Annotated in this window: 27 protein-coding genes and 6 pseudogenes; 13 read left to right on the forward strand and 20 right to left on the reverse strand. The window is 67.4% G+C overall.

What is annotated here, in order from left to right; all coding sequences use genetic code 11:
- Positions 1-69: 69 nt before the first annotated feature.
- From BUS84_RS37975 to BUS84_RS36185, 4 genes and pseudogenes are all read left to right on the forward strand, one after another.
- Positions 70-207 (forward strand): hypothetical protein, encoded by a 138-nt coding sequence (locus BUS84_RS37975; RefSeq protein ID WP_425293483.1) that lies wholly within the window; start codon positions 70-72, stop codon positions 205-207.
- On the forward strand, positions 204-377 hold the full coding sequence (locus BUS84_RS38810; RefSeq protein ID WP_167627091.1) for a hypothetical protein: 174 nt from the start codon (positions 204-206) through the stop codon (positions 375-377). Before BUS84_RS37975 ends, BUS84_RS38810 begins: the two co-directional genes overlap by 4 nt.
- Positions 378-874: 497 nt before the next feature.
- Positions 875-1,666 (forward strand): alpha/beta hydrolase, encoded by a 792-nt coding sequence (locus BUS84_RS36180; RefSeq protein ID WP_074318752.1) that lies wholly within the window; start codon positions 875-877, stop codon positions 1,664-1,666.
- A gap of 328 nt (positions 1,667-1,994) precedes the next feature.
- A pseudogene (locus BUS84_RS36185) lies at positions 1,995-2,180 on the forward strand (IS5/IS1182 family transposase); the annotation flags it as partial.
- An 86-nt stretch (positions 2,181-2,266) separates the two neighbouring features.
- On the opposite strand, the gene BUS84_RS36190 reads toward BUS84_RS36185, so the two are convergent.
- Complete coding sequence (locus BUS84_RS36190) at positions 2,267-2,557, reverse strand: winged helix-turn-helix transcriptional regulator (RefSeq protein WP_074318753.1); 291 nt, start codon at positions 2,555-2,557, stop codon at positions 2,267-2,269.
- Between the two features lie 45 nt (positions 2,558-2,602).
- Between BUS84_RS36190 and BUS84_RS36195 the strand changes: the two genes are divergently transcribed.
- A complete protein-coding gene (locus BUS84_RS36195; RefSeq protein WP_074318754.1) occupies positions 2,603-3,115 on the forward strand; it encodes a hypothetical protein in 513 nt (170 codons plus the stop codon).
- Between the two features lie 37 nt (positions 3,116-3,152).
- On the opposite strand, the gene BUS84_RS36200 is transcribed toward BUS84_RS36195, so the two are convergent.
- Both BUS84_RS36200 and BUS84_RS36205 read right to left on the reverse strand, forming a co-directional pair.
- Entirely contained in the window at positions 3,153-4,034 is an 882-nt protein-coding gene (locus BUS84_RS36200) for a hypothetical protein (RefSeq protein WP_074318755.1), read from the reverse strand.
- Positions 4,031-4,300, reverse strand: a complete 270-nt coding sequence (locus BUS84_RS36205; RefSeq protein WP_143728629.1) for a hypothetical protein — start codon at positions 4,298-4,300, stop codon at positions 4,031-4,033. Before BUS84_RS36205 ends, BUS84_RS36200 begins: the two co-directional genes overlap by 4 nt.
- Before the next feature lie 179 nt (positions 4,301-4,479).
- Between BUS84_RS36205 and BUS84_RS36210 the strand changes: the two genes are divergently transcribed.
- Entirely contained in the window at positions 4,480-4,767 is a 288-nt protein-coding gene (locus BUS84_RS36210) for an ATP dependent DNA ligase (protein ID WP_208869819.1), read from the forward strand.
- 49 nt (positions 4,768-4,816) lie between these two features.
- Here the strand turns inward: BUS84_RS36210 and BUS84_RS36215 are convergent, their stop codons facing one another.
- The 5 genes and pseudogenes from BUS84_RS36215 to BUS84_RS36240 form a co-directional block, all read right to left on the reverse strand.
- Complete coding sequence (locus tag BUS84_RS36215; RefSeq protein WP_074318758.1) at positions 4,817-5,224, reverse strand: DUF2267 domain-containing protein; 408 nt, start codon at positions 5,222-5,224, stop codon at positions 4,817-4,819.
- A gap of 69 nt (positions 5,225-5,293) precedes the next feature.
- Positions 5,294-7,165 carry a transketolase gene (locus BUS84_RS36220; RefSeq protein ID WP_074318759.1) on the reverse strand — a complete coding sequence of 624 codons (1,872 nt, stop codon included), beginning with the start codon at positions 7,163-7,165 and terminating at the stop codon, positions 5,294-5,296.
- A gap of 175 nt (positions 7,166-7,340) precedes the next feature.
- Positions 7,341-7,472 (reverse strand): annotated as a pseudogene (locus BUS84_RS41410) (helix-turn-helix domain-containing protein); the annotation flags it as partial.
- Between the two features lie 573 nt (positions 7,473-8,045).
- A complete protein-coding gene (locus BUS84_RS36230; RefSeq protein ID WP_074318761.1) occupies positions 8,046-8,765 on the reverse strand; it encodes a sulfite exporter TauE/SafE family protein in 720 nt (239 codons plus the stop codon).
- A 771-nt stretch (positions 8,766-9,536) separates the two neighbouring features.
- On the reverse strand, positions 9,537-10,187 hold the full coding sequence (locus BUS84_RS36240; RefSeq protein ID WP_143728630.1) for a hypothetical protein: 651 nt from the start codon (positions 10,185-10,187) through the stop codon (positions 9,537-9,539).
- A 345-nt stretch (positions 10,188-10,532) separates the two neighbouring features.
- Between BUS84_RS36240 and BUS84_RS36245 the strand changes: the two genes are divergently transcribed.
- Complete coding sequence (locus BUS84_RS36245) at positions 10,533-11,777, forward strand: IS701 family transposase (RefSeq protein ID WP_167627102.1); 1,245 nt, start codon at positions 10,533-10,535, stop codon at positions 11,775-11,777.
- 21 nt (positions 11,778-11,798) lie between these two features.
- On the opposite strand, the gene BUS84_RS36250 is transcribed toward BUS84_RS36245, so the two are convergent.
- From BUS84_RS36250 to BUS84_RS40480, 4 genes and pseudogenes are all read right to left on the reverse strand, one after another.
- Positions 11,799-12,290 carry a DUF1877 family protein gene (locus tag BUS84_RS36250; protein WP_074318763.1) on the reverse strand — a complete coding sequence of 164 codons (492 nt, stop codon included), beginning with the start codon at positions 12,288-12,290 and terminating at the stop codon, positions 11,799-11,801.
- A 490-nt stretch (positions 12,291-12,780) separates the two neighbouring features.
- Positions 12,781-13,140 carry an NUDIX domain-containing protein gene (locus BUS84_RS40475; protein WP_244298853.1) on the reverse strand — a complete coding sequence of 120 codons (360 nt, stop codon included), beginning with the start codon at positions 13,138-13,140 and terminating at the stop codon, positions 12,781-12,783.
- A gap of 55 nt (positions 13,141-13,195) precedes the next feature.
- On the reverse strand, positions 13,196-14,518 hold the full coding sequence (locus BUS84_RS38520) for a hypothetical protein (protein WP_159451116.1): 1,323 nt from the start codon (positions 14,516-14,518) through the stop codon (positions 13,196-13,198).
- Positions 14,519-14,773: 255 nt separating this feature from the next.
- Positions 14,774-14,927: pseudogene (locus BUS84_RS40480) on the reverse strand (IS110 family transposase); the annotation flags it as partial.
- Between the two features lie 19 nt (positions 14,928-14,946).
- Between BUS84_RS40480 and BUS84_RS41415 the strand changes: the two are divergent.
- Positions 14,947-15,327, forward strand: a pseudogene (locus BUS84_RS41415) (GNAT family N-acetyltransferase); the annotation flags it as partial.
- Between the two features lie 323 nt (positions 15,328-15,650).
- On the opposite strand, the gene BUS84_RS36265 reads toward BUS84_RS41415, so the two are convergent.
- From BUS84_RS36265 to BUS84_RS36285, 4 genes are all read right to left on the reverse strand, one after another.
- Complete coding sequence (locus tag BUS84_RS36265; protein WP_074319383.1) at positions 15,651-15,878, reverse strand: hypothetical protein; 228 nt, start codon at positions 15,876-15,878, stop codon at positions 15,651-15,653.
- A 212-nt stretch (positions 15,879-16,090) separates the two neighbouring features.
- Positions 16,091-16,717, reverse strand: coding sequence for a site-specific integrase (locus tag BUS84_RS36270; protein WP_074318765.1), 627 nt, complete (start codon positions 16,715-16,717; stop codon positions 16,091-16,093).
- Positions 16,718-17,132: 415 nt separating this feature from the next.
- Positions 17,133-17,903, reverse strand: coding sequence for an ASCH domain-containing protein (locus BUS84_RS37995; RefSeq protein WP_143728631.1), 771 nt, complete (start codon positions 17,901-17,903; stop codon positions 17,133-17,135).
- 869 nt (positions 17,904-18,772) lie between these two features.
- On the reverse strand, positions 18,773-19,009 hold the full coding sequence (locus BUS84_RS36285) for a hypothetical protein (RefSeq protein ID WP_244298517.1): 237 nt from the start codon (positions 19,007-19,009) through the stop codon (positions 18,773-18,775).
- A gap of 167 nt (positions 19,010-19,176) precedes the next feature.
- Between BUS84_RS36285 and BUS84_RS36290 the strand changes: the two genes are divergently transcribed.
- Complete coding sequence (locus tag BUS84_RS36290; RefSeq protein WP_074311797.1) at positions 19,177-20,382, forward strand: MFS transporter; 1,206 nt, start codon at positions 19,177-19,179, stop codon at positions 20,380-20,382.
- 213 nt (positions 20,383-20,595) lie between these two features.
- On the opposite strand, the gene BUS84_RS36295 is transcribed toward BUS84_RS36290, so the two are convergent.
- A complete protein-coding gene (locus BUS84_RS36295; protein WP_143728361.1) occupies positions 20,596-20,886 on the reverse strand; it encodes an IS3 family transposase in 291 nt (96 codons plus the stop codon).
- 20 nt (positions 20,887-20,906) lie between these two features.
- Here BUS84_RS36295 and BUS84_RS41420 point away from each other — a divergent pair.
- Positions 20,907-21,552 (forward strand): annotated as a pseudogene (locus BUS84_RS41420) (transposase); the annotation flags it as partial.
- A 92-nt stretch (positions 21,553-21,644) separates the two neighbouring features.
- Here the strand turns inward: BUS84_RS41420 and BUS84_RS40490 are convergent.
- Positions 21,645-22,277 (reverse strand): annotated as a pseudogene (locus BUS84_RS40490) (transposase); the annotation flags it as partial.
- Positions 22,278-22,380: 103 nt separating this feature from the next.
- Here BUS84_RS40490 and BUS84_RS38000 point away from each other — a divergent pair.
- Entirely contained in the window at positions 22,381-22,587 is a 207-nt protein-coding gene (locus BUS84_RS38000; protein ID WP_143728632.1) for an IS3 family transposase, read from the forward strand.
- 210 nt (positions 22,588-22,797) lie between these two features.
- Here the strand turns inward: BUS84_RS38000 and BUS84_RS36315 are convergent, their stop codons facing one another.
- The gene (locus tag BUS84_RS36315; protein WP_244298854.1) at positions 22,798-24,033 is read right to left on the reverse strand and encodes an MFS transporter; all 1,236 of its coding nucleotides are present in this window, start codon (positions 24,031-24,033) and stop codon (positions 22,798-22,800) included.
- Positions 24,034-24,162: 129 nt separating this feature from the next.
- Here BUS84_RS36315 and BUS84_RS36320 point away from each other — a divergent pair, with 129 nt between their 5' ends.
- Both BUS84_RS36320 and BUS84_RS38005 read left to right on the forward strand, forming a co-directional pair.
- Positions 24,163-24,399, forward strand: coding sequence for a hypothetical protein (locus BUS84_RS36320; RefSeq protein WP_244298517.1), 237 nt, complete (start codon positions 24,163-24,165; stop codon positions 24,397-24,399).
- A gap of 923 nt (positions 24,400-25,322) precedes the next feature.
- Positions 25,323-26,039: an ASCH domain-containing protein gene (locus tag BUS84_RS38005; protein ID WP_244298936.1), complete on the forward strand. Its 717-nt coding sequence runs from the start codon at positions 25,323-25,325 to the stop codon at positions 26,037-26,039.
- Between the two features lie 107 nt (positions 26,040-26,146).
- Here the strand turns inward: BUS84_RS38005 and BUS84_RS39235 are convergent.
- Positions 26,147-26,399 (reverse strand): hypothetical protein (locus tag BUS84_RS39235; protein ID WP_208869831.1); only part of this gene is annotated, 253 nt, incomplete at its 5' end.

Genomic DNA, 26,399 nt, shown 5'->3' on the forward strand with positions numbered 1-26,399 from the left:
TTGGAGACGGTCTGGGGCTCAGTTCCGGACCGGATGCCCTGCCATCGACTTCATGCTCTAGGGGGTCCAGTGCCGCGCGTCTCGTACGACAGAGCCCAGGTATCCGTCGCCCTCTACCTGGCCGCCCAACTCGTCGACGCCGCCCAGGACCTGGCCAACGTCCCCGCCGGTCACCTGCACCACCGGTTCCTCGGCTGGACCCGGTGAGCATCCTTCGGCCCCGGGACGAGAAGTTCCACTACAGCGACGGCTCCCACAAGTGGATCCCGCCGGACCCTGACTACGACCAGGAGGTCTGGGACGAGCAGGTTCGTCAGCACAAGCAAGGCCACCTCAAGAACGAGCGCCCGAAGGTCCGCAGCCAGCGCCCCGTCTGACGCCAGCAGTACCGCAGCGAAGTACAGCAACCGTGCCAGCCGAACCAGGCCGAGCCAAGCTTCAGCAGAGCCCGTGACCTCGGGAGCAGCCCGACCAGGCCACGATGCAGCCAGTTCGCGTCGAGGGGCCAGGAGGCGACCAGCAGCCCGGTCGCCTGCGGCGAGCCACCGGGATCGGGCGGTCGGTGAGGTCGTCACCGAACCAGGCGTCTACCTCCTGAACGTCGCCGTCGTCAACCGGGCGGAGTGAGGGACGGTCGTGATCTAGGCCCACAGGTAGTCGCGGGGATCTTTCGCGCCCGGGCCGCGGCTGTGCTGCTGCCACTCGGCGGTGGGTATCCGGTCGGCGACCTCGTCGACGTCGCACGGCATCACCGAACGCACAAGGACCAGCTCGGCCGCGACCTGCTGGAGTTCGGGGACCCCCTGCCGACTCTTCTACGACACTCGGTAGTATTTACTACGCCTCGTAGTACAACCCTGAAGGGATAAACCAAGTGAGTACCATCGTCCTCATCCACGGCCTCTGGCTCACCCCGCGCAGTTGGGAACACTGGGTCCCGTACTACGAGAGCAAGGGCCACCGGGTGCTTACGCCCGCGTACCCGGGCTTCGACGTCGAGGTGGAGGCGCTGCGCGCCGACCCGACACCGATCGCCACGGTCACCGTGCCGGAGACCATCGCCCACCTAGAGAGGGTCATCACCAGCCTGGACGAGAAGCCGATCCTCATCGGGCACTCGTTCGGCGGAACCTTCACCCAACTGCTGCTCGACCGCGGGCACGGCGCCGCTGGTGTCGTCATCGACTCCGCGCCGCCGGAAGGCATCCAGGTCACGCCGCCGTCGCAGATCAAGTCGCTGTTCCCGATCCTGAACAACCCGGCCAAGCGCCACCAGGCCGCGGGTCTCACGCCCGAACAGTGGCACTACGCGTTCACCAACACCCTGTCGGCCGAGGACTCGAAGGCCGCCTACGAGCGGTACGCCATTCCGGCGTCCGGCAGCTGGGTGTGGCACGGTTTGCTGGCCAATCTCAAACCCGGTAAGCAGGAGACCTGGGTCGACTTCCGCAACGCCGACCGGGCACCGCTGCTGTTCATCGCCGGAGGGTCCGACCACACCATGCCGCCGTCGGTGAACAAGTCCAACGCCCACCACTACAAGGGCGAAGGCACGATCACCGGCTACATCGAGTTCCCCGGCCGATCCCACTGGACCTGCGTCGATCCCGGCTGGGAACAGGTCGCCGACACGGCACTCGACTGGGCGCTGCGGCACGCCCGGTGAGGCCCGGCTGAACCACATCGGCGGGCCGACCGTGCTGATCGAGACGGCCGGATGTCGCCTACGCACCGACCCCACCTTCGATCCGTCCGGACGCCGCTACTCGTTCGGCTGGGGCGCGGCCTCCCGCGAGAAGGCCGTGCCCCGCCGTCCAGCCGTCGGCACTCGGACCGCTCGACGCGGTACTGCTCAATCACGACCATCACGCCGAAAACCCGACGATGCGGGCCGGGCTTTCCTGCCCACGGCAACCACCGTCATCACCACCTAGATTAGCTGGCTAAGGGATGTCTCGTAGCTCGACGGCCGGTCCATGGTGGATCATGTCGGGGTGCAGGTGATCTCGGCAGCCCACCCGGAGTGGATCTTCCCGTTCACCGGGCTGCAGCCCGCCCAGTTCCGCAGGCTGGTCAGGCTGGTCGCTGAGCGTGGTGGTGACGCGATCGCTGATGGCCGGCCGGGCAGGCAGTTTTCTCTCGACCTCGCCGATCGGGTATTGCTGGTGGCCGCGTACTGGCACGACCAACCGGCCGCTGCTTGACACCCAAACCTCATGGGATGTCTGTCAGCGTTGCTGTCTTAGCGGGCGGGTGGATCGCTGGGTTATGAGGAGACCACGCGGGATCCCTGGTCCCAGGGGATGGCCTCGATGCGCTCCATGTGATGTTCGCCCCACTCGCCCGGCGGTGCCATCGCGGCGTTGAGCGAGTGGCCGAACTCGGTGAACGAGTACTCCACCTTCGGCGGGACCTGGTGATAGAGCTCGCGGTGCGGCAGGCCGGCGGTCTCCATCTCCCGTAGCTGCAGGATGAGGACCCGTTCGCTGATGCCAGTGACGGCCCGCCGCAGCTCCCCGAAGCGCAGGGGGCCATCCTGAAGCGCGAACAGGATCAGCCCCCCCTGACGGCAGAAGACGCGGAGCGGCGGCTATTCGGGGAGATGTTCCGTCACCTCGACCGGATCGAGCCTTGGCTCCAGCGCATGGACCCCGGTGGGCACTACGAACGCCCCCAGGAGCGCAGCGCGCTGAGCCGCGACGACAAGGAGACGCACCCGCACGGGATGAGCCATGCCGCCTGGCACTCGCTGTCCCACGCCGTCGACCACCTGAACTGCCTGCGCACGCTGCTGAAGGACGCCCAGATGATGCACATGTACGTCCCCTACTCCATTGCCCGCGCGGCGCTGGAGAACGCGTGCGCCGCGGTGTGGCTGCTTGCCCCGGATGACCGGACTGAGCGAATCCTTCGGCGCCTGCGCCTTGCTGCACTGGACATCCGGGGCGGCGGGGCCGCTAGGCGGCTGCTGACCGATGAGCCGGGGCCGAGGTCCGAAGAGGAACGCGTGGGAGAACTCCGCGAGATCGCGCGGCGGAAGGGGCAGGCCGCGGGCCGGACGTGTGTGGATTTTCGCGTACGCGGTGCCGCACTCCGAGATGCAGCCGTCCCCTGATGATGCCGACGTCGTACGCCACCGCCAAGGATGCCGGCTATGGCGAGATCCGCACCTCCACTGAGCTGATGAACCATCGGAAGTCAGACCTGCTGTGGATGGAGACGTCGTTGGTGCCGCTCAAGTCGAATGACCGGGTCCCCGCGCATACGATCACGGGCTCATTCGCGGGCACCGGTCCGGCGCTGAACAGGTGCGCGAAGTAATGGGCACCCCGGGTCAGGTTCTCGCGGACATGGCTGGAATCGTCGTCGGTCTGCAGGTGGAAGGCTGACATCTGGGCGTACGACGGCTCGGCCACGCTGGGATGCAGGACGTCGAGCATCAGGAAGTTGCCCTGGCCGGTGGTGGAGTTCGACCACCCCCACTCGTTCTCCGTCCTCAACCGGTGCGTCGCCTCAACGGACTGGGCGTCGATGAGCACCTCGACCAGACCTGCCGTCGGCGGCGTGAAGGAGAAGGCTATCGCGCTGAAGCCGTCGCCCGAGGCGTAGTCGAAGTCGCCGGCGTCGCTGTTGTCCATCGTGACGGTGATGCCGACGTCTCCGAGCGACGGATTCAACGTGTGCACCCGATCGACGATGAAGTTGTCATTGCGTACCGGGACGAAGCCGAAGTTGAACCCGAAGAACGGCGGACGGTGGACCTCCCACCGGTGTGGGCCCGGATCGCCGTCCGGGATGATGACCCCCCACGGAAGCGCGTGCGCGTGGAACGGGGACAGCCTCAGCCACCCGTCGAGGTGGCTGGACAGGTGGAAGCCCGGGGTGACGTGCGCATCCACCGGGGCGAGGACGTCGGCCATCGCCTCGTGGTAGTCCTCCCTGATCTCGGCAAGCTCGTCACGCCGGACCTTCCGGGCGCGGAGAAGCGCGTCGGCCTTCTGTTTGCGGGCCTCGTTCAGGTCCGCGAAGGTCACTCCAAGCCGTGCGGCGGCTGGAGCAGGTCACGAAGCGCCAGCCGCTCCTGGCGCATCAGCGTCGTCAGGTCCGCCCAGTTGTCGTCCCCCAGCAGGCGACGCAGCCGGTCACTGGCGCCGGCCGCCACCTCCGCGGCCTTGCGGTTGCGCTCTTTACTGATCGTCCGGAGGCGCTCCTCGCGCTCCTGGATCGCCGCGTCGGCCATCCGCTGGGCTTCGACGGGAAAGTGACGAAGATTCTGGCTCGTTGTGGGGGTCTTGAGCATGGTGTGCCCCCTGAAGGTGGGCGACCGTTGCCCGGAGCATATGCACGTCCCACGCCCGTGGAGCAGTCGATGTCCACGATGTGCTGAAACGGGCCTGTGCCGCTCGGAGACCTGGTCCTGGCCTCTGAGGTGCGGTTTTGTGCGGCCCAGCCAACCGACCGCGAGGCATGGTGGCGGGCATGTTCCTGTTCTTCGGGTACCTGGGCTTCCTGCTGCTCGGCATGGACGACGAGCAGGACAGGTTGGCCTACATCGGACACGTCGGCACGGGCTTCACCCAGACCGTGCTGCGCGATCTGCAGCAACGCCTGGAGCCGCTGCGTCGGCCGAACCCGCCGTTCGCCTCGCTGGTGCCGCGCGAACACGCCCGCCATGCCGTCTGGGTCGACCCGGTCCTGGTCGGGGACGTCGCCTTCCTGGACGCGCGACCGCCGGCTGCGCCACCCCTGCTGCAAGGGGCTGCGTAGCGACCGCGATTCCGCCGAGGTCCGGCTGCGGGCGTGACGCGGGCCGGGCCTACGTGCCAATCCGGCGGGGTTCGAGCCGGGTGGCCGCCGGCCCCGTCAGCTGCCAGAACTCCTTCGGCAACTGGGCGATGGAATCCTCGTACTCCTTCGCGCTGACCGCGTCCCGCAGCGTGTCCAGCACGGCGCGCACCCCGTCGGTCGCCGTCTGGAACTCCACCGCGGCGCGTTGCTGCACCCGCTCGAAGAACTCGGGAAGCTCGAACGGTTCGGCCTGCTCGTCGGGTTTGCGTAGGTCCCCCCGCAGCTCCTCGGGAAGCTGCATGGCGAGATCCCGTGCCTGGCCGCCGCTGAGCCGCTCCGCCAACGTCGCGAGCGTGGCACGGGTGATCGGCTCGGCCAGGGTCGGTGACATCTTCGGTCGCGTCGCCACCGACTGGATGAACTCCGTGTAGTTCACCTCGAACCCCTTCCTGCCGCGAATGCTGCGTCTACCCGCGCCTCCAAGGTTGAAACGGCGCCCGCCGCGTCAGTGGCCGGGGGCCTCCATGGCGCGTGCCGCCGCGACGATGGCGCTCACCCCGATCCCGGCCTGGTCCATCAGCTGGGTCGGGGTACCGGAGGTGGGCAGGCCCCGTACCGCCAGGTGCTTCACCCGCACCGGCTCGGCGAGGTCGGCCAGGGACTCCAGGACCGCCGACCCCATGCCACCCTCCGGGTAGTGATCCTCGATGACCAGCAGCCGACCGCCGGTGGCCCGGACGGCGTCGAGCAATCGGTCCCGGTCCAGCGGCTTGACCGAATACAGGTCGATGACCCGGGCCTTGATCCCCTCGCGCGCCAGTTCGTCGGCGGCGGCGAGGCAGTTGTGCACCGTGACCCCGGCGCCGATCAGCGCGACGTCGTCGTCGTCGCCGCCGCGGAGCAGTTTGCTGCCGCCGACCGGGAAGGGGTCCTCGTTGTCGTAGAGCACCGGGTACTTGCCTCGGGTGGTGCGCAGGTAGTTGACGCCCTTGCGGTCGACCATTTGCGCGACGAGGGCCGCGCAGGACACGGCGTCGCTGGGATACAGCACCGTCGACCCCTGCACGGCGCGCATGGCCGCTAGGTCCTCCAGCCCCATCTGCGAGGGACCGTCCGTCCCGATCTCCACCCCGCAGTGCGACCCGGACAGGGCGATGTCGGCCCGGGAGATGCCGGCCATCCGCACGAAGTCGTAGGCGCGGGAGAAGAACGCCGCGAAGGTCGCGGCGAAGGGCCGATAGCCGCGTACCTGCAGTCCGACCGCGGCGGCGACTAGTTGCTGTTCGGAGATGAACATCTCGAAGAACCGGTCGGGATACGCCTCGGCGAACTTGTCGGCGCGGGTGGAGTCGCTGACCTCACCGTCTAGGGCGACAACGTCCGGCCGCGAGCCCAGCGCGCGCAGCGCGTCACCGTACGCGTTCCGGGTGGCCACCTTCGCCCCCTTGTCGTAGCGCGGCAGCGTGGGCGGCTCGCCGGCGGGGGCACTAGCGGGCGGGGCGGACTCGGGTTGCGGCCCGGTGACGCGGATCTGGCGTACCCCGCCGAGAGCCTTTACGGCCCGCTCGGCCATGTCGGGTTTCAGCGGCTTGCCGTGCCACCCGGGCTGGTCCTCGACCTCCGGCACCCCCTTGCCCTTGACCGTCCGGGCGAGCACCACGGTCGGACCCGTCGCCTGCCGCGCCCGGCCGAACGCCTCGTCGATCGCGGCCAGGTCGTGGCCGTCGATGACGAGCGCCTGGCAGCCGAACGCCTCGACCCGGCGGCGGTAGGTGTCCAGGTCCCATTCCAACTCGGTCGGACCCCGCTGCCCGAACCGGTTGATGTCGACGATCACGGTGAGGTTGCGCAGCCCGTAGTGGCCCGCCTTGTCCAGCGCCTCCCAGATGGAGCCCTCGGCCATCTCGCTGTCGCCGCACAGCGCCCACACGTGGAACGGCAGGTGGTCGAGGTACCGGCCGGCGAGCGCGATCCCGACCCCGACGGGCAGTCCCTGACCGAGCGACCCGGTGGCCACGTCGACCCAGGGCAGGGCCGGCGTTGGGTGCCCTTGCAGGCGCGACCCGAACTGGCGGTAGGTCTCGACCAACTCCTGATCGGTGATCGCGCCCACCGCCTTGAAGACCGCATACAACAGCGGCGAGGCGTGGCCCTTGGAGAAGATCAGGTGATCGTTGGTCCGACCGCGCGGGTCAGTCCACTGGTAACGCAGGTGCCGGGAGATCAGCACCGCGAGCAGGTCCGCGGCGGACAGACTCGAGGTCGGATGCCCCGATTCCGCCCTGGTGCTGCACCGGATCGCATCCACTCGGAGCTGGGCGGCGAGCTCACCCAGTCGGGTGAGCTCCTCCGCGGGCAGTGTGCGCTCTGCTTCCATCGTCACCGGCATCGCCTCCGCAGCTACCGTAGTCAGGAAAGACCCGCATTACCCGGTAATCGCCGATTTGCCAGGGGCAGAGCGGGCCGGCCACGACCGGGGAGCCGAGCAGCCAGCCCGCCACCGCCAGATACGGCACGGCGGCCAACGCGACGGCCACGCGTTGCCGGCCGCGCCTGACGCCCTCGGCGGCATACCGAGCCAGCCAGTTGTGGATCGGCTGCCGCGACACCCCATACCGGGCGGCGACCTCAGTCTTCGCAGTGCCGCCCACGCACTCCACTACCGCGTGAAATCGCTGCTCCATGACGCTCAACCCCGCGAGTCAACCAAACCCGGGCAGTCCCAAGTCAGTGACAACGGCAGCGTCCGACAGCGAACGTCCACGAACTCTGACGGACCGTTCCCGCAGGTCAGCACAGGCATATGAGCAGGCTAACGCTGCGTGATCCTTGCTTGACACGCAAGCGGCCGCCAGCGACGAGGGTGGAGGCGCTGAGCCGGGCCAATGACGCCGGTCCGGTCCTGAACAGTCATCCTTCCTACACCTCTCGTTAGCCTGGCCTGTCTATGTTTCCTTGGCCGGGGGCCCACCCGGACCAGCGCAGACCAACCGGAAGCTGAGCACCATGAGCGCAATTCTCGTCAAGATAGTCGTTGAGATCCTCGCCGCCGCGGCAGCGGCGCTTATCGCGACACTCGCCAAACGCTGGCTGCGCACGATCTGACGCTCGAGCGTGAGCGCGGGTGATGCACGGCGGATTGCAGCGGCACGAGGAGTAACCAGCCTCACCGGTGACCGGCTCGGCGGAACCGAGCCGCCGGTAGCCCCGGCACGCGACTTCCGCTGACCAGTCGAAGGGGTCCGTGGACGACCGGCTCAGCCGGCCATGCTCGCGAGCGCGGCACCGGCGCTGCCGAGCAGCCCGAACAGCACGATCCGTCGGAACACCACGGGGTCGATGCGGTGGAACAGTCGGTTTCCCAGCCACCAGCCCAGCGGCACCGCGGGGAGCGCCACGAGGGAGATCCGCACCACATCGGCGTGTATCTGACCGGCCAGCAGGAACCCCGTCAGCCCCATCAGACTGGTGCCCGAGAAGGTCGCCGCCAGGGTGGCCCGGAAGGTGCGCGGATCGTAGCCGAGCGACTGGAAAGCGGCGACCAGCGGCGGCCCGTTCGTCCCGGTGGCGGCGGTCAGCACCCCGACGAGGACGCCGATGGCCCCGAGACCGATCCGTCCGGTGCGGATCCGTGCCCTGGACCAGACCAGCGCGGCGCAGCCGAGCACCACGACCGCGATCAGCGCGCTCAACAGCCGCTCCGGCGCGAGCGCGAGAACCAGCAGGCCGGCCGGCAGGCCGAGCAGGGCGGTGGCGGTGAGTGCCGCCGCGACCTGCCACCGGGCGTGGGCGCGTTCCCGGATGGCCGCGGTGACGGTCAGCCCGATGCCGGTCAGCGCCGACACCACCACGGCGGCGCGCGGGTCAACGGCGGCGGCCAGCAACGGCACGGTCACCAGCGCGTACCCGAAGCCGCTGACCGCCTGGGCGAAGGCGCCGAGCAGCACGATGCCGAACGCGCTGAGCAGGATGACCATCCGCTGAGACTGACGCACCGGACGGCGGGCGGACAACCGGCCGGCCCGGAGATCCCCGACACACGACCAGCGGCCGGCAATGCTCATGAGTCTGCCGTTCAGGCCGGACGGCGGCATCGCCGGGTGCCTACTACGCGGGGGAACAGCCGCAGAACTCGAAGAACCCAAATCCGTTGCGCAGTACGACGTCGCCTGCTTCCAGGTGACGTCGAACCACTGAACACCCGCCGGCGCGCCGACCCGGTTACAACTGTGCGGGCTGAGTATCCAAGGCGGTGCACCGGCCGGGACACCCCCGCATTTGTAGCGGGGGAGCAGGTCGGGCGGCTGTGTTGGTGCCTGGGGTCAAGGAGTCACGGGTTGACGTCCAGAGGAGCATCGGGATTGCTGTGGGACGTACGTCCCCCATCGTCCCCTACAACAAGAGCGTCGATCTCCAGCCGACCGACGCGTACCGAACGGAGCTGCAGGTGTCGTACGGCCGCGCGGCGGACCACCAGGCGCCCGATTGCCATAGCACCGACGGCGACGGAACCCACGGCCAGTGCGCCGACGGCCAGGGCGCCGAGACTGACGACACCGACCGCCGATGCACCGCCGGCAGCCGCGCCGGTGGCGGCGGCGCCAGCGCGCCGGTGCCAACGCGGGACCGGCGAACCGCAGCGCCCACATGTCGTCACGACCTCATCATGGGCCACGGCGACCAGGTCAGTGGGGTACTTCTCCGCCGCTGGCCGCGGGTAGCGCGCACGGTAACCGGCGGGGTAGATGTCAGCGGTAGGCGGTGCCGGTCGGGGTGAAGGTGGAGGAGTCCATGAACGCACCGTCGTCGTGGCGGATCGCCAGAAGCACCGGCCGGGATTCTGACTGCGGCTGCGTGGTGTTCCAGTCGTAGGTGCTGGCGAAGTGCAGGCAGATCAGCCCAGTGGCGCCGTTGGCGGCGTAGGCCAGGGTTTTGGGATAGCGGGGATTGCTGCCGCCAAGCAGCACGGAGGGTGCCCCGAGTTCGGCCAGGACCTCATCGAGGTCGCGGTCTCGGGCACTCCAACGGATAGCTTCGTCGCGTAACCGCCAGAGGTCGTCGGCGGGAAGGGTCCGATCGACCGTGAGCCAGCCAAGGCGCCAGGCGATGCCGGCGTAGATCGAGGCCACCGCTGCGCCGTCGTCGCGGTAGTTGGGCAGGATCTTGGCGAACGCACCGTGCACGCCAAGCGAGGTGAACGCACCTCGCGCTTCGAGCCGCTTCCACTCCGCCTGCCAGACCTCGTCGAGCCCGTCGACGAAGGCCACCGCATCCATGAACAGTCGCAACGTGATCTCGTCGCCCCACATCCCCGGCCGTCGCAGGGCTTGGTTAAGCCGCGTTGCGTGGTACTCGCGTACCTCGCGCAGGTTGGGGCGACCTGTGTCATCAGCCTTCACGTCTAGATCATTCCAACCACGGCAAGGCTGATCCAGACCTGCTCGAACGCCGCGCCACACAACGATTGTCTAGCCGACGTGGGCGACACGTCCGGCTAGTCGATCTTGTGTGAGGGTAGTCCCCGTTGCGTGTCGAGCGGCTAGCTCGTTCTGCGCCGCGTTGCCTGACGCGCCTAATACTCCAGCCGGGGATGTTGACCTTGGCTGAGCTGCGGTTCGATGCGGTGTGGGTACGGGGGCAGCCACCGTCGATCATGGACGGTTGTGTGGACTGACCATGACGCAGCGGTGGCTGCCGGATACAGGGTAGACGCCCAGCGGTGGCGTGTGTTGTTCGACGATCTGATGTTGACGGTTGGGCAGCGTTTCCGCAGGCCCGAGCCGCGTCGCCGGGTGCGTGACTTCGTTCGAGGGCTGTTGGCGCCGCTACCGCGGAAGAACTGCTGGACCATCGCCGAGCACGCCGGGGACGCTGGCCCGGACGGGATGCAGGACTTGCTGACCCGGGTGATGTGGGACGACGCCGAGGTTCGTGCCGATGTCCGCGAGTTCGTCGGTGAGCATCTCGGTGATGTCGAGGCCGTGCTGGTCATTGACGAGACGGGTGATCTGAAGAAGGGCCGGCACACCGTCGGTGTGCAGCGGCAGTATTCGGGCACGGCCGGGAAGATCGAGAACTGTCAGCTCGCCGTGCACCTGGTCTATGCCACCGAGACTGCTCACGCGATGCTCGACACGGCCCTCTACCTGCCGAAGTCGTGGTGCGACGATCCCGATCGCCGCGCCGAGGCCGGTGTTCCTGAGCAGGTGCGCTTCGCGACCAAACCGCAGCTGGCGACCCACATGATCGAGGCCGCGGTCACCGCTGGGCTGCCGTGCCGGTGGGCGGCCGGCGACGAGGCCTACGGCAACGATCCCCGCCTGGCCGCCCGGCTGCGTCAGCTGCGACTCGCCTATGTCCTGGCCGTGGCCTGCTCACATCAGGTGATCACCGGCCTCGGCGTCTACCGCGTCGACGCTCTCGCCGCCGAGCTTCCCGCCACCGCCTGGCAGCGGGTGTCCGCTGGTCAGGGCGCGAAAGGCCACCGCTACTACGACTGGTCCTTCATCGCCCTGCCCCACGCCACCGACGGCCAGGGCGGGCACCACTGGCTGCTGATCCGCCGCAGCCGCCGCACCGGTGAGCTGGCCTTCTACCGCTGCTGGGCACCCGAGTTCGTCACGCTCGGCACTCTCGTCGCGGTCGCCGGCCGACGCTGGAAGATCGAGGAATCGTTCCAGGCCGCGAAGACCGGCCTCGGCCTGGACCAGCACCAACACCGCCGCTGGGCCTCCTGGCACCGCTGGACCACTCTGGCCATCCTCGCCCACGCGTTCCTCGCCGCCGCGACCGCCGACCACCGCAACCGCTACAAGCCGGTCGGGCTGATCCCGCTGACCGTCAACGAGCTACGCCACCTGTTCCACGTTCTGATCACCGAACCCGCCCGCCGACGCTGCGACCCGCTCTCCTGGTCCATCCGCCGACGCCGCCACCAAGCCAGAGCCATGACCAGCCACTACGCCCGACAAGCCCTCATCGAGCCGTGATCACGATCCCCGGCTGGAGTACTAATACCAAAAGGCTTTGATCACGGAGTGTCCCGCTAGCGCGGCTCGTCCGTAGAAGGTGCGCAGGTCGTTGTGGTAGCCGAGGAAGACGTTCCTGGCCGCGTTCTTGTCCTCCCACCCGATGTACGGCTTGGAGAGCTCCGTCCCCACGATTTGCCAGCGTTCGTCGAACGAAACGGTCCGGAGGAACTCCGCTACCCCGCGCACCTCGGCCGGGTTGAGTATGACGAACGGCGGTTCGTCCTTTGTCGGGCTGTGTATGTGACGGCCGCCGAAGATCGGCAGGGCGGCATTCGTGGCGTCGCCCTGGTCCGCGCCCATGGTGTAGAGCTCGTGGACGTGGCCGAAGTCCTTCTCGATGGAATCGGCGATGCCAGCCGTGTACTCCTGCTGGTGCTCCTCCCAGGCGGTCCACATGAAGTCAAGCAGCGACGAGAAGTCCTGTGGGGCCTCCTTGGAGGTCGTGGCGCGCAGGTGCATGTGGAAGCTCACGGAGCTGCTACTCCTTGCCTTGGCCCCTGCGTGGGACCGGCGGGTTGACCCGCTGCTCTGTCCACTGCCCGTCGCGGGGGCTCTGGTTTACGGGCTTTGAATCTAGTGATGGCCTTGGTGGTGGATTGAGCCACTTCGGTGATCAGCTGGTCGGCATCGTAAAGCGGAAGGTGGTGTCGGCGGCTTCGACAGTGAGAGTGCAGCCGGCTTGGGCAACGCCGACGTGGATGCGTTGACCGGCGATAGCGAGGGCTCCTCGGCTGCTGACGCGGCGTTGGACCCCGCAGCGGTTCGGGTGCTGGGGTGGGTGGGGTCCGGCGGGGCGGGCGTCGCGAAATCGTGGCGATCTTGGGCGCTGCGAGGGGGTTGGGCAGGCTGCGCAGCAGGACGCCGGCGGCGGTGATCTGCATGAGGCCGCGGTCGAGTCGGACGGTGACGCGTTGTCCGGCGAAGTGGTAGTCGATGGGGTGTTGCCGGCCGGCGAGGCCGATCAGGCCGCCTCGTGCATCTCACGCGCGAGGGCTTGTAGTTCCGACTCACCCGCTTCGACCTGCCCCCCGGGCAGATCCCAGACATCTGGGTATGCCCGTTTGGTCGGCCTGCTGGTGAGGCGCTCCACCTTGTCCCCGTCCGGGGAGGCTGGACGGTCTGGCGACTGCCCGACGAGGAGATCCGCTTCATTCGACAAACAATCCATCGACCCATGGCAGACCGCGCTGGCTGCCGAGGCGATCTTGGCGGCGATCTCGGCGATGCAGTCCTCCGCGGTGTCGAAACCCATTATGTCGCCGAAGGACGAGCTGTACCCCTTCACGTCGGCGAACGTGAAGTTGTGCAGCACCGGAATCACGGCAGAAAGCAGGCCCGGGCGGAAAGCCCGAGCCTGCTCTGCGGGACCAGCACGTCTAGTCGACGAAGACCACCGCGCTCACCGCGCTCTGGAAGGAGGTCACGCTGCCCGCGTACGTCGCGCGCCAGTAGCCGGGGCCCGGCTCGTCGAGGAACGCCTCGAACGAATACCCCTCCGGGTTCGTCGGGTTGTACGAGATGTCGAACGAGCTGACCGTGTGCCAGCCGGCGGTGCCGTCCTTAGAGAACTGGATGTCGACCGGCATTTGTCCGGGCGTGGAGTTGTTCAGGAACTGCAGGTGCCCGTGCAGCCACACCTGGCCGCCCGCGCTCCGCTCGCCGAAGAAGTCGGTGAACTGCGTGCGGTCCAGCACGACCACCTGCTTGTCCACGTGGGTGACCGTGGTGACGAACGGGTCCGGGTTATAGGTGGAGACCCGCAGCGTCCCACCCCAGAACGGGCTGACCGTGACCTGGTACCGCCCCTGCCCGTCCGTGCTGGTGGCGCCTAGCAGCGTGCAGTAGTCGCGGGTGTCGCAGTACGAGACGTAGACCGGAGCATCGGGCATCGGCCGCCACTCCTGCGGCGTCTTCCAGCTCAACTCGCCTGTGAGAGTGACCTGCTCACCGTTGATTACGGTGTCGCGGTCGAGGTCCGCAGTGATCCGGGTGTCCGCCAGCCGGACCTCCGGGGCCTGGGTGTCGGCGTACGCCTGGAGGTGGAAGCGCCGCGAGTCGTCCCAGAGCGTGGTGAGGTAGCCGGCCTCGTCGGCGTACTGGACCTCCGTGGTCAGCGCGAAGTGGCCGACCTTTCCGGAGACCCCGTCGGCCGGGTTGCCGTACCAGGTGACGAACTCGATCGGGAAGTTCTCGACCGGCTTGACGTCGCCGGTGCCGGGCCACCGGCCCATCAGCCGACCGGAGGCGGTGACCTTTCGCTTGTCGTACGAGACGGTCCGGGTGACCTTGAGGTCCTTGAAGAACATCTTCACCATGTACGCCAGGAAGCCGACCGACCGCTGCTCGACGTGCACGCCGTCGGCGTCGATGATTTCCGAGTCCAGCCGGTAGGCGCCGAGCTCGGGCAGGATCACCGCGTCGTCCGCCTGCCACCAGCCGTTCTGCTCGGTGCCGTTGACCAGGTGGAACGAGTCAACGACGGCGACCTCCTGCTCGGTCGCCGGCGAGATGACGTGGATCTTGATGCTGGCGACCCCGGCGTCGGCGCTCACGCCGACCTGGATTCGGCCCAGCTCCTCCTCGACGCTGCTCGCCCAGAGCACCGCCGGCGCGGCGGACGCCGCCTGGGCCGCCGTCGGCGCGAGACCGCCGGCGGCGACGCCCACCGCGATCGCCACCGCGGACACGAATTTTCGCACTAATTCCCTCCCCGTGGAATGGATGGGCCCCGCCGGGCGAGTGGTTACCGCCGGGCGGGGAGAGGCCGACCCTCGGACCGGTCGGACGAGGGTGCTACCGGAGACGGCACGTCCCTGCGGACGGCTTGTCGGCGAGCGCCCGCCGAACGGCGGGGCCAGCCATGGCGGTCGAATTCTGCCCGCCGGCCGTACGCTCCACAATCCCCCTTTGGGGCCGACCAGGCGATCCCGCCGTCGTCGGGCACACCCTCCACCCTCGCGCAGCGCCACGTGCGCGACCGCGAGCGCGTCAGTCGGATCAGACTTGCCGGCCTGCCGCGAACCCCCGACGCGCCGCGGCCATCAGCCGGGTCGGCACCCGCACCACCTGGTGCCCGGCACGCAGCAAGTCGCCTTCCAGACGAGGAGATCCGCTAATGTCGCGGTCCATGCAGCGTGCAACTGACCGCTTGTTGTTGCGGCCTCTACGTCACGGGGATGAGAAGGACATTCTTGCGTACCGCAGCCGGCAAGACGTCTGCCGGTACCTGACGAATGACCCGCTAGACGAATCGTCGGTGGAAGCCTTCGTGGCGGCCAGGACGTCAGCTACCCACATCGCCAAGGACGGGGACCGCATCCTGCTTGCTGTGGAACTTGAGGGGCGGGTCATCGGCGACGTCAGGTTCCGCGCCGGGAAGTTGCGCGACAGACAAGGCGAGGTCGGATGGGTCTTCAACCCCGATTTCCACGGTCGGGGCTACGCGACCGAGGCGGCGCGGGACCTCGTACGGCTCGCCTTTGAAGACCTGGGCATGCACCGCGTGTGGGCGCAGCTCGACCGAGGAAAGGCCCCTCGGCCCGCGTATGCCAACGCTTGGGGCATGCCGCAGGAGGGACACCTGCGAGAGCACTCGTGGCTCAGGGGCAAGTGGGGCGATCTTGTGATCTACGGCATCCTTGAGGATGAATGGCTCAGAGCAACGCCATGGCCGCTCCGGCAAGCTCCACGTGAAGAGGTCGCTGTAAGCCATCCGTGCAGCCAAGCCCGCCCGCTGACGCCGACGCTGCCCGACAACGACGGACGGGCTGACCAGGAGCAAAGCCGTCCGATCAGCCAACCGCGATCTTCTTCTAACCCCCAGGCCGTAGCTCAGTCGAACAGTCCCGGAACCCGCTCCCGAAGCGCGGCCATCAACCCCGACAGCCCGGCGTCCAAGTCGTCGCCGTCCCACCGCACGAGTTCCCCGCCCAGCGGCTTGCCCGACACCAGCACCGTCCAGCGACCCCGTTGGCGTTCGCCGTCCATCTTGACGACGGCGACCAGGCCGCGATCCCCGAGCTGGACCAGCAACTCCGCCAGGCATTCATCCAACCCCATAGCCGCGTATTCGATCCCGAACACTCAGGGACGCGCAGTCCGCATCTGGTCCGCAAGAGGTCGGCGGATGGCGGGGGAGTGGTGTGAGATGTCGAGAGGCGTTTCCGCTGCTAGGACCCCATCCGCCCAGCTCGCCGGGTCGCCCACTTTGATCTCGTAGTGCGTAGGTCGACGGTTCGATTCCGTCAGGCGGCTCCATAGGAAGGCCCAGGTCACCGGCTTGATTGCCGATCATGACCTGGGCCTTTTCCGTGGCGCTCAAGAGCCGAGCAGTCAAACGAGCAGCCAACATGTCGCTCCCTCGACCACAGCGCCCCCTCCAGCCGTGCCGCCGCTTCCCGTTCGATCTCCGGGGCCACGTGGGCGTAGATGTTGAGGGTCACGCTCATCTGCGAGTGGCCGAGGATCTCCATGACCACGCGAGCGGGCACGCCCTGGGCGAGAAGGACGCTCGCCGCCGTGTGCCGTAGGTCGTGCAGCCGAACCTGCCGCAGACCGGCCTGCCGGATGATGTCCCGGAATGAGCGGTAGTCGTTGCGCGGGTGGATCGGAGTGCCGACGCTGAAGACCAGACCCGGGTCGGCCCAGTTGTCGGCGTCGAAACGTTCGGCCGCCTGGCGCTCATGATGGCGGCGTAGGGCCGCCAACACTGTGGGCGGCAGCGGCAACGTCCGACGGGACCGCGCAGTCTTCGTCTCGACGAAGACCAAGCTGCCCGTGTCGGGATCGCGTTGCAACTGCCCTCGCACCCGGAGCGTGCCGGCGGCTAGGTCGAGGTCATCCCACCGCAAGCCAAGAACCTCGCCCTGCCGAAGCCCAGCGCGATCCCGATGAGCCAACGGGCCTCCAGGGGCAGGCCTTCGACGGCCTTGAGGAATCTCCGGGCCTCGCCAAGGGCGTAGGGGCGGACTTCTACGTGAGGCAACGAGGGGGGTCGACCAGCGAAGCCGGGTTGACGTGGATCAACTGCCATCGGACGGCGACATTGAGCGCCCGTCGGAGATTGGCGTGCAGCCGCCGGACGCTACCGACCGACAGGACCGTGAGCCGATCCCTGTAGAAGGAGGTCAGATGGGCAGGCGTCAGCTTGTCGAGTCGATGACGTCCCAGCATCGGCTCAATGTGGTGCACAACCCCACCCTTGACAACGACCATTGAGACTCGTCCGGTAGGGCGCTCCACCCTGGCCCCGTCCGGGGAGACTGGATGGTCTACGACTGCCCGACGAGGAGATCCGCCCTAGGACCCGCGGGATTACAACGGCTTACGGCTGGAGGGTAGCTCGACCGAGGGTCGGGGGTCGGGGGCCGATATTGCTGTCAGCCGGAACGTAGCGACGTCGACCACGTCCCCGTCGCCCAGCATGGGGTACTGGGTTTTGATGGCGTCGCGCAGGGCGTCGCTGTCGGGCAGCGCCTCGTGATGTGCGTCCTCCTCGGTGAGATGGTCAAGGCGGCGGGATTCGACCTTTTCAACAACCGCGTCGAGGCGTCGAATGCTCTCCCCGTCGTCAAATACGAACACGGCGGGCCCAGTTTGGACAGAATCCTGGAATCGGACCGTCGCCGTCTTCAACCCGGAGGAAATGGTGTCGTAGTGCCTCGGATGAAAGTAGACGACCCGAGGTGCGGTCGAGCCGGTCCGTGCAACGTAGCCAAAGGGCAGCAATTCCCGGACCGGCTTCGCAGCCAACTGCCCGTCGCCCGTTGGAACGATGACGAAGACATCGGGGTGCAGGTCCAGCATTACCTGTCGGCACCGACCGCAGGGGGCGATGACACCTCGGTCGCCGTCACCTACCGCCACGATCGTGATGAGTGGCGGGGCGTTGGCTGCCGCTGCCGACCCGATGACTACGAGCTCGGCGCACGGGCCGCCGGTGAAGTGGAAAACGTTGACGCCGCTGTAAATATCGCCGTTGGCGTCCATTGCTGCAGCAGCGACGGTGTGCGCGTCGCCGGTGGACGGCGAGCGAACCACAGCCTCAGCCGCTGCTACAAGCCTTCTCTCGATCTTCTCTAACACCGCTTCATACTGCCTTGATCACTTCGTCAGTCCCGGTCGGGGGCATGTCCGCGCCGCTACCTCCATTGGCGTCGTGGGTCATCCACGGGCCAGTAACCGCGGCGCGCAGCGGTCATGAGCGGGCACGAGGGGCAGTTAGCTCTGCCGCCGGCCACAGGCGTTTCGGGCATCACGGCCGGTTGAGCGCACCCTTCCAAACTAACGGTGCGGGCTGCGATGATCGCGTCGTGGGTGGTGGCCATGACAGCACCGACGACCGGCGTGCACTACGCGCGCAGCTGCATGTAGGCCAACGCCTGACCGGTCGCCACGTTCCTGCTCGACCAGGGCGAGGAACTGCGCACCGTCATGGACCTTCTGGGGTATTCCACGATCCGGATGACGGCCGACACCAACGGCCATGTCCTGCCGGCGCGGGCTCGTCAGACAGCCTCAGCCATTGATCGGGTGCTGGGCGAGGAGGGGACGGCGTGACCCCTTGGCTGTACTCGCCGCCGAGATCAACCGAGGAAAGTGCTGGTGGAGCCCAGGGGACTCGAACCCCTAACCCCTGCCTTGCAAAATCAAGACTGCTGTCGGCCGGTGTAGACCGGTGCCATTTGACCTGCTCGTCCCGTCAGCTCGCGTCCGCTCATGACCGGGTGGTCGGCCGGCTTGGCTGTACGGATGGCTGTACAACGAGGCTACCGGATGATCCGCTCGGTAGCTCGGCTTGACGGGCCACAGACGGATCTGAGGCCGCTCATCCATATGGGCGATCTCGAACTCGGCTACGGTGCCGAGCGCCGGCCACTGTGCCGCAACGTAGGGCAGCATCAGGACATCCACGAAGCCCTTCAGGCAAGACCGAGGTCGACACCGACCCCCGATCACACCCGGACTTGGCACCCAGCAGACGCGAACGCGTGCTGCAGGTCGTGCAGATGCAGCCAGTCCAACCCGGCTGCCACGCGGAGGTGCTCGAAGCGCCGGTTGACGTTCCGCGGTTCCATCGCCGTGCCGATCGTGCTGGCGAAGACCAGGCCCAGATCCGACCACACCTCTCCGGCGGCGAGCCCTTCCTTCGCAACGGCAGCCTGGTTACCCTGCTCGGGATGTTGATCCACAGTTAGGAGCTGAGATGCGCCTCGCCATGGTCGCGGTCCCCGTTTCGCCGCGAGAGCACACCGCGTACTGATCGTTCGCCGCCGGTGATCGTGCCGGCAGTGCGGTGCTCCTCGCCGCGGAACGGTCCCATGCCGACCGTTTCCCTTCCTTGGCTCGAGGAGCTCTTTTGCGTGCCCTTGTATCCGCGCGTCTGGGCGCGGACTTCACCAAACTGTGGACCGCCTCGGCGGTGTCCAACATCGGCGACGGCGTCACCATGGCCGCTGGCCCGTTATTGGTCGCCTCCGTCAGTGACAATCCGGCCCTCATCGCCGGAGCCGTCTTTGCCCAGCAGTTGCCCTGGCTGCTGTTCGCCCTGATCAGCGGCGCCTACGTCGACCGGCTCGACCGGCGCCAGCTGGTCGTAGCCGTCAACCTGGTACGCGCCGTCGCCCTAGCCGGGTTGGCGGCCACCATCGCGACCGAGACCGTCACCGTGGCCATCATCTACACGGTGCTCTTCCTCCTCGGTTCCGGAGAAACCCTCGCGGACACCGCCATGAGCGCGTTGCTCCCGTCTGTCGTCGCACCCGAGAAACTGCCCAGCGCCAACGCCCGGCTCTACGCCAGCTTCACCATCGGCAACCAGTTCGTTGCCAAGCCGCTGGGCGCCTGGTTGTTCGTCATTTCCGCCGCCGCGCCATTCGGGCTCGACGCGTTCACGTTCGCCGTGGCCGCGGCACTGATAGGCGGTATCCGGCCGGTTCCCGCACCAGAGAAGCCCCAGCAGCGGGCCTCGTTGCGTGGCGAGATCGCAGCCGGTGTGCGCTGGTTGTGGCGACACCCGCTGCTGCGGACCCTCGCCGTCAGCATGGGCCTGGGCAACATCGCATTCGGTGCCGCGTTCGCGGTGTTCGTCCTCTACTGCCGGCAGCGACTAGGTTTGTCCGACGTTGGCTACGGCTTCCTGCTGACCGCCTTCGCGGTCGGCGGCCTGTTTGGAACGACAGTCGCCGCCAAGCTCACTCAAGCCTTCGGAAGCACCACCGTGCTGCGTGCCGGCCTGGTCATCGAGGTCGTCACGCATCTGGCCCTGGCGGCCACGACGACACCCTGGGTGGCCGCGGTCATCGTGGTGATCTTCAGCATCCACGCCACAGTTTGGGGTATCACCGTCGCCTCCGCCCGACAGCGGATAGTGCCCGCACAACTGCGCGGTCGCGTCGGCAGCGTGTACGCGCTGCTGGATCTGGGCGGAGCCGCGCTCGGCTCTCTCCTCGGCGGACTGTTCGCCAGCGTCTGGGAGATCACCACACCGTTCTGGATCGCCAGCGCGATGATGACTGCGATCACCGCCCTCGCCTGGCAACGGTTGCGCGAAGCAACCGCCTAACAACCCCACCCCGGCCCTGAAAGGCGGACAACGCCGCTCGGGGCCGGGGAACTCAACCAATGACTCTTCTTGCCATGGCATCCGCATCTGCCGCGACGCGCCCCAGTCGCGGACCGTTGAGGTCCCCCCGCTTTCGCGGAGTGGGGGTTACCTGGCGCCGGTCGGCTCAGGCTGAACGATAGCTGTCTGCGGTTGGGCGTTCTGCCGGGTGTGTCAGGCGGTTTCGTACTCGTCGGGGCTGAGGTAGCCGAGGTCTTTCTGAAGGCGGCGGGAGTTGTACCAGCCGTCGATGTAGGCGAAGATCGCGTTCTCGGCCTCATCGCGGGTGCGCCACGAGTTCCGGTGCACGAGTTCGATCTTCAAGGTGGACCAGAAGTTCTCCATCAGCGCGTTGTCATACGAGTCGCCGACCGAGCCCATTGAGGGCAGGATCCCGTTGTCTGACAAGCGTTCCGCGAACTTGATCGAGGTGTAGTTGGCGGATTCCAGTGGTCGTTGCAACACCTCAATCAAGGGGTGTGTGCATGGGTAGGCCACCAGGTTGGGTGACGGAGGTGACGGGCAGGCCAGCGATGCGATCGCCGGGCCGGCCGGGTGTGAACGAGCACCGGGAGGTGCGGCGGCAGTTCTGGCGTCGGATCGCCGAAGGTCTGTCGAGCGAGGAAGCTGCGGCGGCGTGTGGTGTGTCGCAGCCGGTGGGTGGGCGCTGGTTTCGTCAGGGTGGCGGTATGGCACCTTTGTCGCTGGTTCCGCCGTCGGGCCGGTATCTGTCCTTCGCCGAGCGTGAAGAGGTCGCGCTGCTCAAAGCACAAGGCAAGGGCGTGCGAGAGATCGCTCGAGCGGTAGGCCGTGACGCGTCGACGATTTCGCGAGAGCTGCGCCGCAACGCCGTGACTCGTGGCGGCAGCCTGGACTACCGTGCCGTGGCCGCGCAGTGGCATGCCGAGCGTCGTGGCCGTCGCCCGAAAACCGCGAAGCTGGCGGCGAACCAGCTGCTGCGCGACTACGTGCAGAAGCGGCTCGCCGGCACGATCACCGACGTTGATGGTCGGCCGATCCCGGGCCCGAACGTGCCGTGGAAGGGACGCCGGCACGGGGCGTCCGGCGCAAGATCGGGCCGGATGGGGGCACCGGGCCTGGGAGCCCCGGAACCAGATCAGTCGGCGTTTGACGGGTAGAGCGACTTCCCGGATAGATGCAGCCTCGATGCGAGATCTCGCACCGGGCGACTCTATCATCCGGGAAGCTCCTACTCCAACCCAACGCCGACTGATCTGTTCCGGGCTCCAGGCCGTGCCCCATCGCCGATCTGCGCGACGCCCGTGCCGGCGTCCCTTCCACGGCACGTTCGGGCCCGGGATCGGCCGACCATCAACGTCGGTGATCGTGCCGGCGAGCCGCTTCTGCACGTAGTCGCGCAGCAGCTGGGTTCGCCGCCAGCTTCGCGGTTTTCGGGCGACGGCCACGACGCTCGGCATGCCACTGCGCGGCCACGGCACGGTAGTCCAGGCTGCCGCCACGAGTCACGGCGTTGCGGCGCAGCTCTCGCGAAATCGTCGACGCGTCACGGCCTACCGCTCGAGCGATCTCTCGCACGCCCTTGCCTTGTGCTTTGAGCAGCGCGACCTCTTCACGCTCGGCGAAGGGACAGATACCGGCCCGACGGCGGAACCAGCGACAAAGGTGCCATACCGCCACCCTGACGAAACCAGCGCCCACCCACCGGCTGCGACACACCACACGCCCGCCGCAGCTTCCTCGCTCGACAGACCTTCGGCGATCCGACGCCAGAACTGCCGCCGCACCTCCCGGTGCTCGTTCACACCCGGCCGGCCCGGCGATCGCATCGCTGGCCTGCCCGTCACCTCCGTCACCCAACCTGGTGGCCTACCCATGCACACACCCCTTGATTGAGGTGTTGCAACGACCACTGGAATCCGCCAACTACACCTCGATCAAGTTCGCGGAACGCTTGTCAGACAACGGGATCCTGCCTCAATGGGCTCGGTCGGCGACTCGTATGACAACGCGCTGATGGAGAACTTCTGGTCCACCTTGAAGATCGAACTCGTGCACCGGAACTCGTGGCGCACCCGCGATGAGGCCGAGAACGCGATCTTCGCCTACATCGACGGCTGGTACAACTCCCGCCGCCTTCAGAAAGACCTCGGCTACCTCAGCCCCGACGAGTACGAAACCGCCTGACACACCCGGCAGAACGCCCAACCGCAGACAGCTATCGTTCAGCCTGAGCCGACCGGCGCCAGGTAACCCCCACTCCGCGAAAGCGGGGACCTCAACGGTCCGCGACTGGGGCGCGTCGCGGCAGATGCGGATGCCATGGCAAGAAGAGTCATTGGTTGAGTTCCCCGGCCCGAGCGGCGTTGTCCGCCTTTCAGGGCCGGGGTGGGGTTGTTAGGCGGTTGCTTCGCGCAACCGTTGCCAGGCGAGGGCGGTGATCGCAGTCATCATCGCGGCGATCCAGAACGGTGTGGTGATCTCCCAGACGCTGGCGAACAGTCCGCCGAGGAGAGAGCCGAGCGCGGCTCCGCCCAGATCCAGCAGCGCGTACACGCTGCCGACGCGACCGCGCAGTTGTGCGGGCACTATCCGCTGTCGGGCGGAGGCGACGGTGATACCCCAAACTGTGGCGTGGATGCTGAAGATCACCACGATGACCGCGGCCACCCAGGGTGTCGTCGTGGCCGCCAGGGCCAGATGCGTGACGACCTCGATGACCAGGCCGGCACGCAGCACGGTGGTGCTTCCGAAGGCTTGAGTGAGCTTGGCGGCGACTGTCGTTCCAAACAGGCCGCCGACCGCGAAGGCGGTCAGCAGGAAGCCGTAGCCAACGTCGGACAAACCTAGTCGCTGCCGGCAGTAGAGGACGAACACCGCGAACGCGGCACCGAATGCGATGTTGCCCAGGCCCATGCTGACGGCGAGGGTCCGCAGCAGCGGGTGTCGCCACAACCAGCGCACACCGGCTGCGATCTCGCCACGCAACGAGGCCCGCTGCTGGGGCTTCTCTGGTGCGGGAACCGGCCGGATACCGCCTATCAGTGCCGGCCACGGCGAACGTGAACGCGTCGAGCCCGAATGGGCGCGCGGCGGAAATGACGAACAACCAGCGCCCAGCGGCTTGGCAACGAACTGGTTGCCGATGGTGAAGCTGGCGTAGAGCCGGGCGTTGGCGCTGGGCAGTTTCTCGGGTGCGACGACAGACGGGAGCAACGCGCTCATGGCGGTGTCCGCGAGGGTTTCTCCGGAACCGAGGAGGAAGAGCACCGTGTAGATGATGGCCACGGTGACGGTCTCGGTCGCGATGGTGGCCGCCAACCCGGCTAGGGCGACGGCGCGTACCAGGTTGACGGCTACGACCAGCTGGCGCCGGTCGAGCCGGTCGACGTAGGCGCCGCTGATCAGGGCGAACAGCAGCCAGGGCAACTGCTGGGCAAAGACGGCTCCGGCGATGAGGGCCGGATTGTCACTGACGGAGGGCGAATAACGGGCCAGCGGCCATGGTGACGCCGTCGCCGATGTTGGACACCGCCGAGGCGGTCCACAGTTTGGTGAAGTCCGCGCCCAGACGCGCGGATACAAGGGCACGCAAAAGAGCTCCTCGAGCCAAGGAAGGGAAACGGTCGGCATGGGACCGTTCCGCGGCGAGGAGCACCGCACTGCCGGCACGATCACCGGCGGCGAACGATCAGTACGCGGTGTGCTCTCGCGGCGAAACGGGGACCGCGACCATGGCGAGGCGCATCTCAGCTCCTAACTGTGGATCAACATCCCGAGCAGGGTAACCAGGCTGCCGTTGCGAAGGAAGGGCTCGCCGCCGGAGAGGTGTGGTCGGATCTGGGCCTGGTCTTCGCCAGCACGATCGGCACGGCGATGGAACCGCGGAACGTCAACCGGCGCTTCGAGCACCTCCGCGTGGCAGCCGGGTTGGACTGGCTGCATCTGCACGACCTGCAGCACGCGTTCGCGTCTGCTGGGTGCCAAGTCCGGGTGTGATCGGGGGTCGGTGTCGACCTCGGTCTTGCCTGAAGGGCTTCGTGGATGTCCTGATGCTGCCCTACGTTGCGGCACAGTGGCCGGCGCTCGGCACCGTAGCCGAGTTCGAGATCGCCCATATGGATGAGCGGCCTCAGATCCGTCTGTGGCCCGTCAAGCCGAGCTACCGAGCGGATCATCCGGTAGCCTCGTTGTACAGCCATCCGTACAGCCAAGCCGGCCGACCACCCGGTCATGAGCGGACGCGAGCGGCTGACGGGACGAGCCAGGTCAAATGGCACCGGTCTACCACCGGCCCGACAGCAGTCTTGATTTTGCAAAGGCAGGGGTTAGGGGTTCGAGTCCCCTGGGCCTCCACCAGCACTTTCCTCGGTTGATCTCGGCGGCGAGTACAGCCAAGGGGTCACGCCGTCCCCTCCTCGCCCAGCACGCCGATCAATGGCTGAGGCTGTCTGACGAGCCCGCGCCGGCAGGACATGGCCGTTGGTGTCGGCCGTCATCCGGATCGTGGAATACCCCAGAAGGTCCATGACGGTGCGCAGTTCCTCGCCCTGGTCGAGCAGGAACGTGGCGACCGGTCAGGCGTTGGCCTACATGCAGCTGCGCGCGTAGTGCACGCCGGTCGTCGGTGCTGTCATGGCCACCACCCACGACGCGATCATCGCAGCCCGCACCGTTAGTTTGGAAGGGTGCGCTCAACCGGCCGTGATGCCCGAAACGCCTGTGGCCGGCGGCAGAGCTAACTGCCCCTCGTGCCCGCTCATGACCGCTGCGCGCCGCGGTTACTGGCCCGTGGATGACCCACGACGCCAATGGAGGTAGCGGCGCGGACATGCCCCCGACCGGGACTGACGAAGTGATCAAGGCAGTATGAAGCGGTGTTAGAGAAGATCGAGAGAAGGCTTGTAGCAGCGGCTGAGGCTGTGGTTCGCTCGCCGTCCACCGGCGACGCGCACACCGTCGCTGCTGCAGCAATGGACGCCAACGGCGATATTTACAGCGGCGTCAACGTTTTCCACTTCACCGGCGGCCCGTGCGCCGAGCTCGTAGTCATCGGGTCGGCAGCGGCAGCCAACGCCCCGCCACTCATCACGATCGTGGCGGTAGGTGACGGCGACCGAGGTGTCATCGCCCCCTGCGGTCGGTGCCGACAGGTAATGCTGGACCTGCACCCCGATGTCTTCGTCATCGTTCCAACGGGCGACGGGCAGTTGGCTGCGAAGCCGGTCCGGGAATTGCTGCCCTTTGGCTACGTTGCACGGACCGGCTCGACCGCACCTCGGGTCGTCTACTTTCATCCGAGGCACTACGACACCATTTCCTCCGGGTTGAAGACGGCGACGGTCCGATTCCAGGATTCTGTCCAAACTGGGCCCGCCGTGTTCGTATTTGACGACGGGGAGAGCATTCGACGCCTCGACGCGGTTGTTGAAAAGGTCGAATCCCGCCGCCTTGACCATCTCACCGAGGAGGACGCACATCACGAGGCCGCTGCCCGACAGCGACGCCCTGCGCGACGCCATCAAAACCCAGTACCCCATGCTGGGCGACGGGGACGTGGTCGACGTCGCTACGTTCCGGCTGACAGCAATATCGGCCCCCGACCCCCGACCCTCGGTCGAGCTACCCTCCAGCCGTAAGCCGTTGTAATCCCGCGGGTCCTAGGGCGGATCTCCTCGTCGGGCAGTCGTAGACCATCCAGTCTCCCCGGACGGGGCCAGGGTGGAGCGCGCCTACCGGACGAGTCTCAATGGTCGTTGTCAAGGGTGGGGTTGTGCACCACATTGAGCCGATGCTGGGACGTCATCGACTCGACAAGCTGACGCCTGCCCATCTGACCTCCTTCTACAGGGATCGGCTCACGGTCCTGTCGGTCGGTAGCGTCCGGCGGCTGCACGCCAATCTCCGACGGGCGCTCAATGTCGCCGTCCGATGGCAGTTGATCCACGTCAACCCGGCTTCGCTGGTCGACCCCCCTCGTTGCCTCACGTAGAAGTCCG

This window comes from Micromonospora cremea, from assembly GCF_900143515.1.
GTDB lineage: Bacteria > Actinomycetota > Actinomycetes > Mycobacteriales > Micromonosporaceae > Micromonospora > Micromonospora cremea.

What these genes read in the sequence shown, in the direction of transcription:
- BUS84_RS36195 (WP_074318754.1), top strand. Translation starts at nt 2,603, where the DNA reads ATGTTCCGTCACCTCGACCGGATCGAGCCTTGGCTCCAGCGCATGGAC.
- BUS84_RS36205 (WP_143728629.1), bottom strand. Translation starts at nt 4,300, where the DNA reads ATGCTCAAGACCCCCACAACGAGCCAGAATCTTCGTCACTTTCCCGTC.
- BUS84_RS36210 (WP_208869819.1), top strand. Translation starts at nt 4,480, where the DNA reads ATGTTCCTGTTCTTCGGGTACCTGGGCTTCCTGCTGCTCGGCATGGAC.
- BUS84_RS36220 (WP_074318759.1), bottom strand. Translation starts at nt 7,165, where the DNA reads ATGGAAGCAGAGCGCACACTGCCCGCGGAGGAGCTCACCCGACTGGGT.
- BUS84_RS36230 (WP_074318761.1), bottom strand. Translation starts at nt 8,765, where the DNA reads ATGGTCATCCTGCTCAGCGCGTTCGGCATCGTGCTGCTCGGCGCCTTC.
- BUS84_RS36245 (WP_167627102.1), top strand. Translation starts at nt 10,533, where the DNA reads ATGTTGACGGTTGGGCAGCGTTTCCGCAGGCCCGAGCCGCGTCGCCGG.
- BUS84_RS36265 (WP_074319383.1), bottom strand. Translation starts at nt 15,878, where the DNA reads ATGGGGTTGGATGAATGCCTGGCGGAGTTGCTGGTCCAGCTCGGGGAT.
- BUS84_RS38000 (WP_143728632.1), top strand. Translation starts at nt 22,381, where the DNA reads ATGGGCTCGGTCGGCGACTCGTATGACAACGCGCTGATGGAGAACTTC.
- BUS84_RS36315 (WP_244298854.1), bottom strand. Translation starts at nt 24,033, where the DNA reads ATGCCGACCGTTTCCCTTCCTTGGCTCGAGGAGCTCTTTTGCGTGCCC.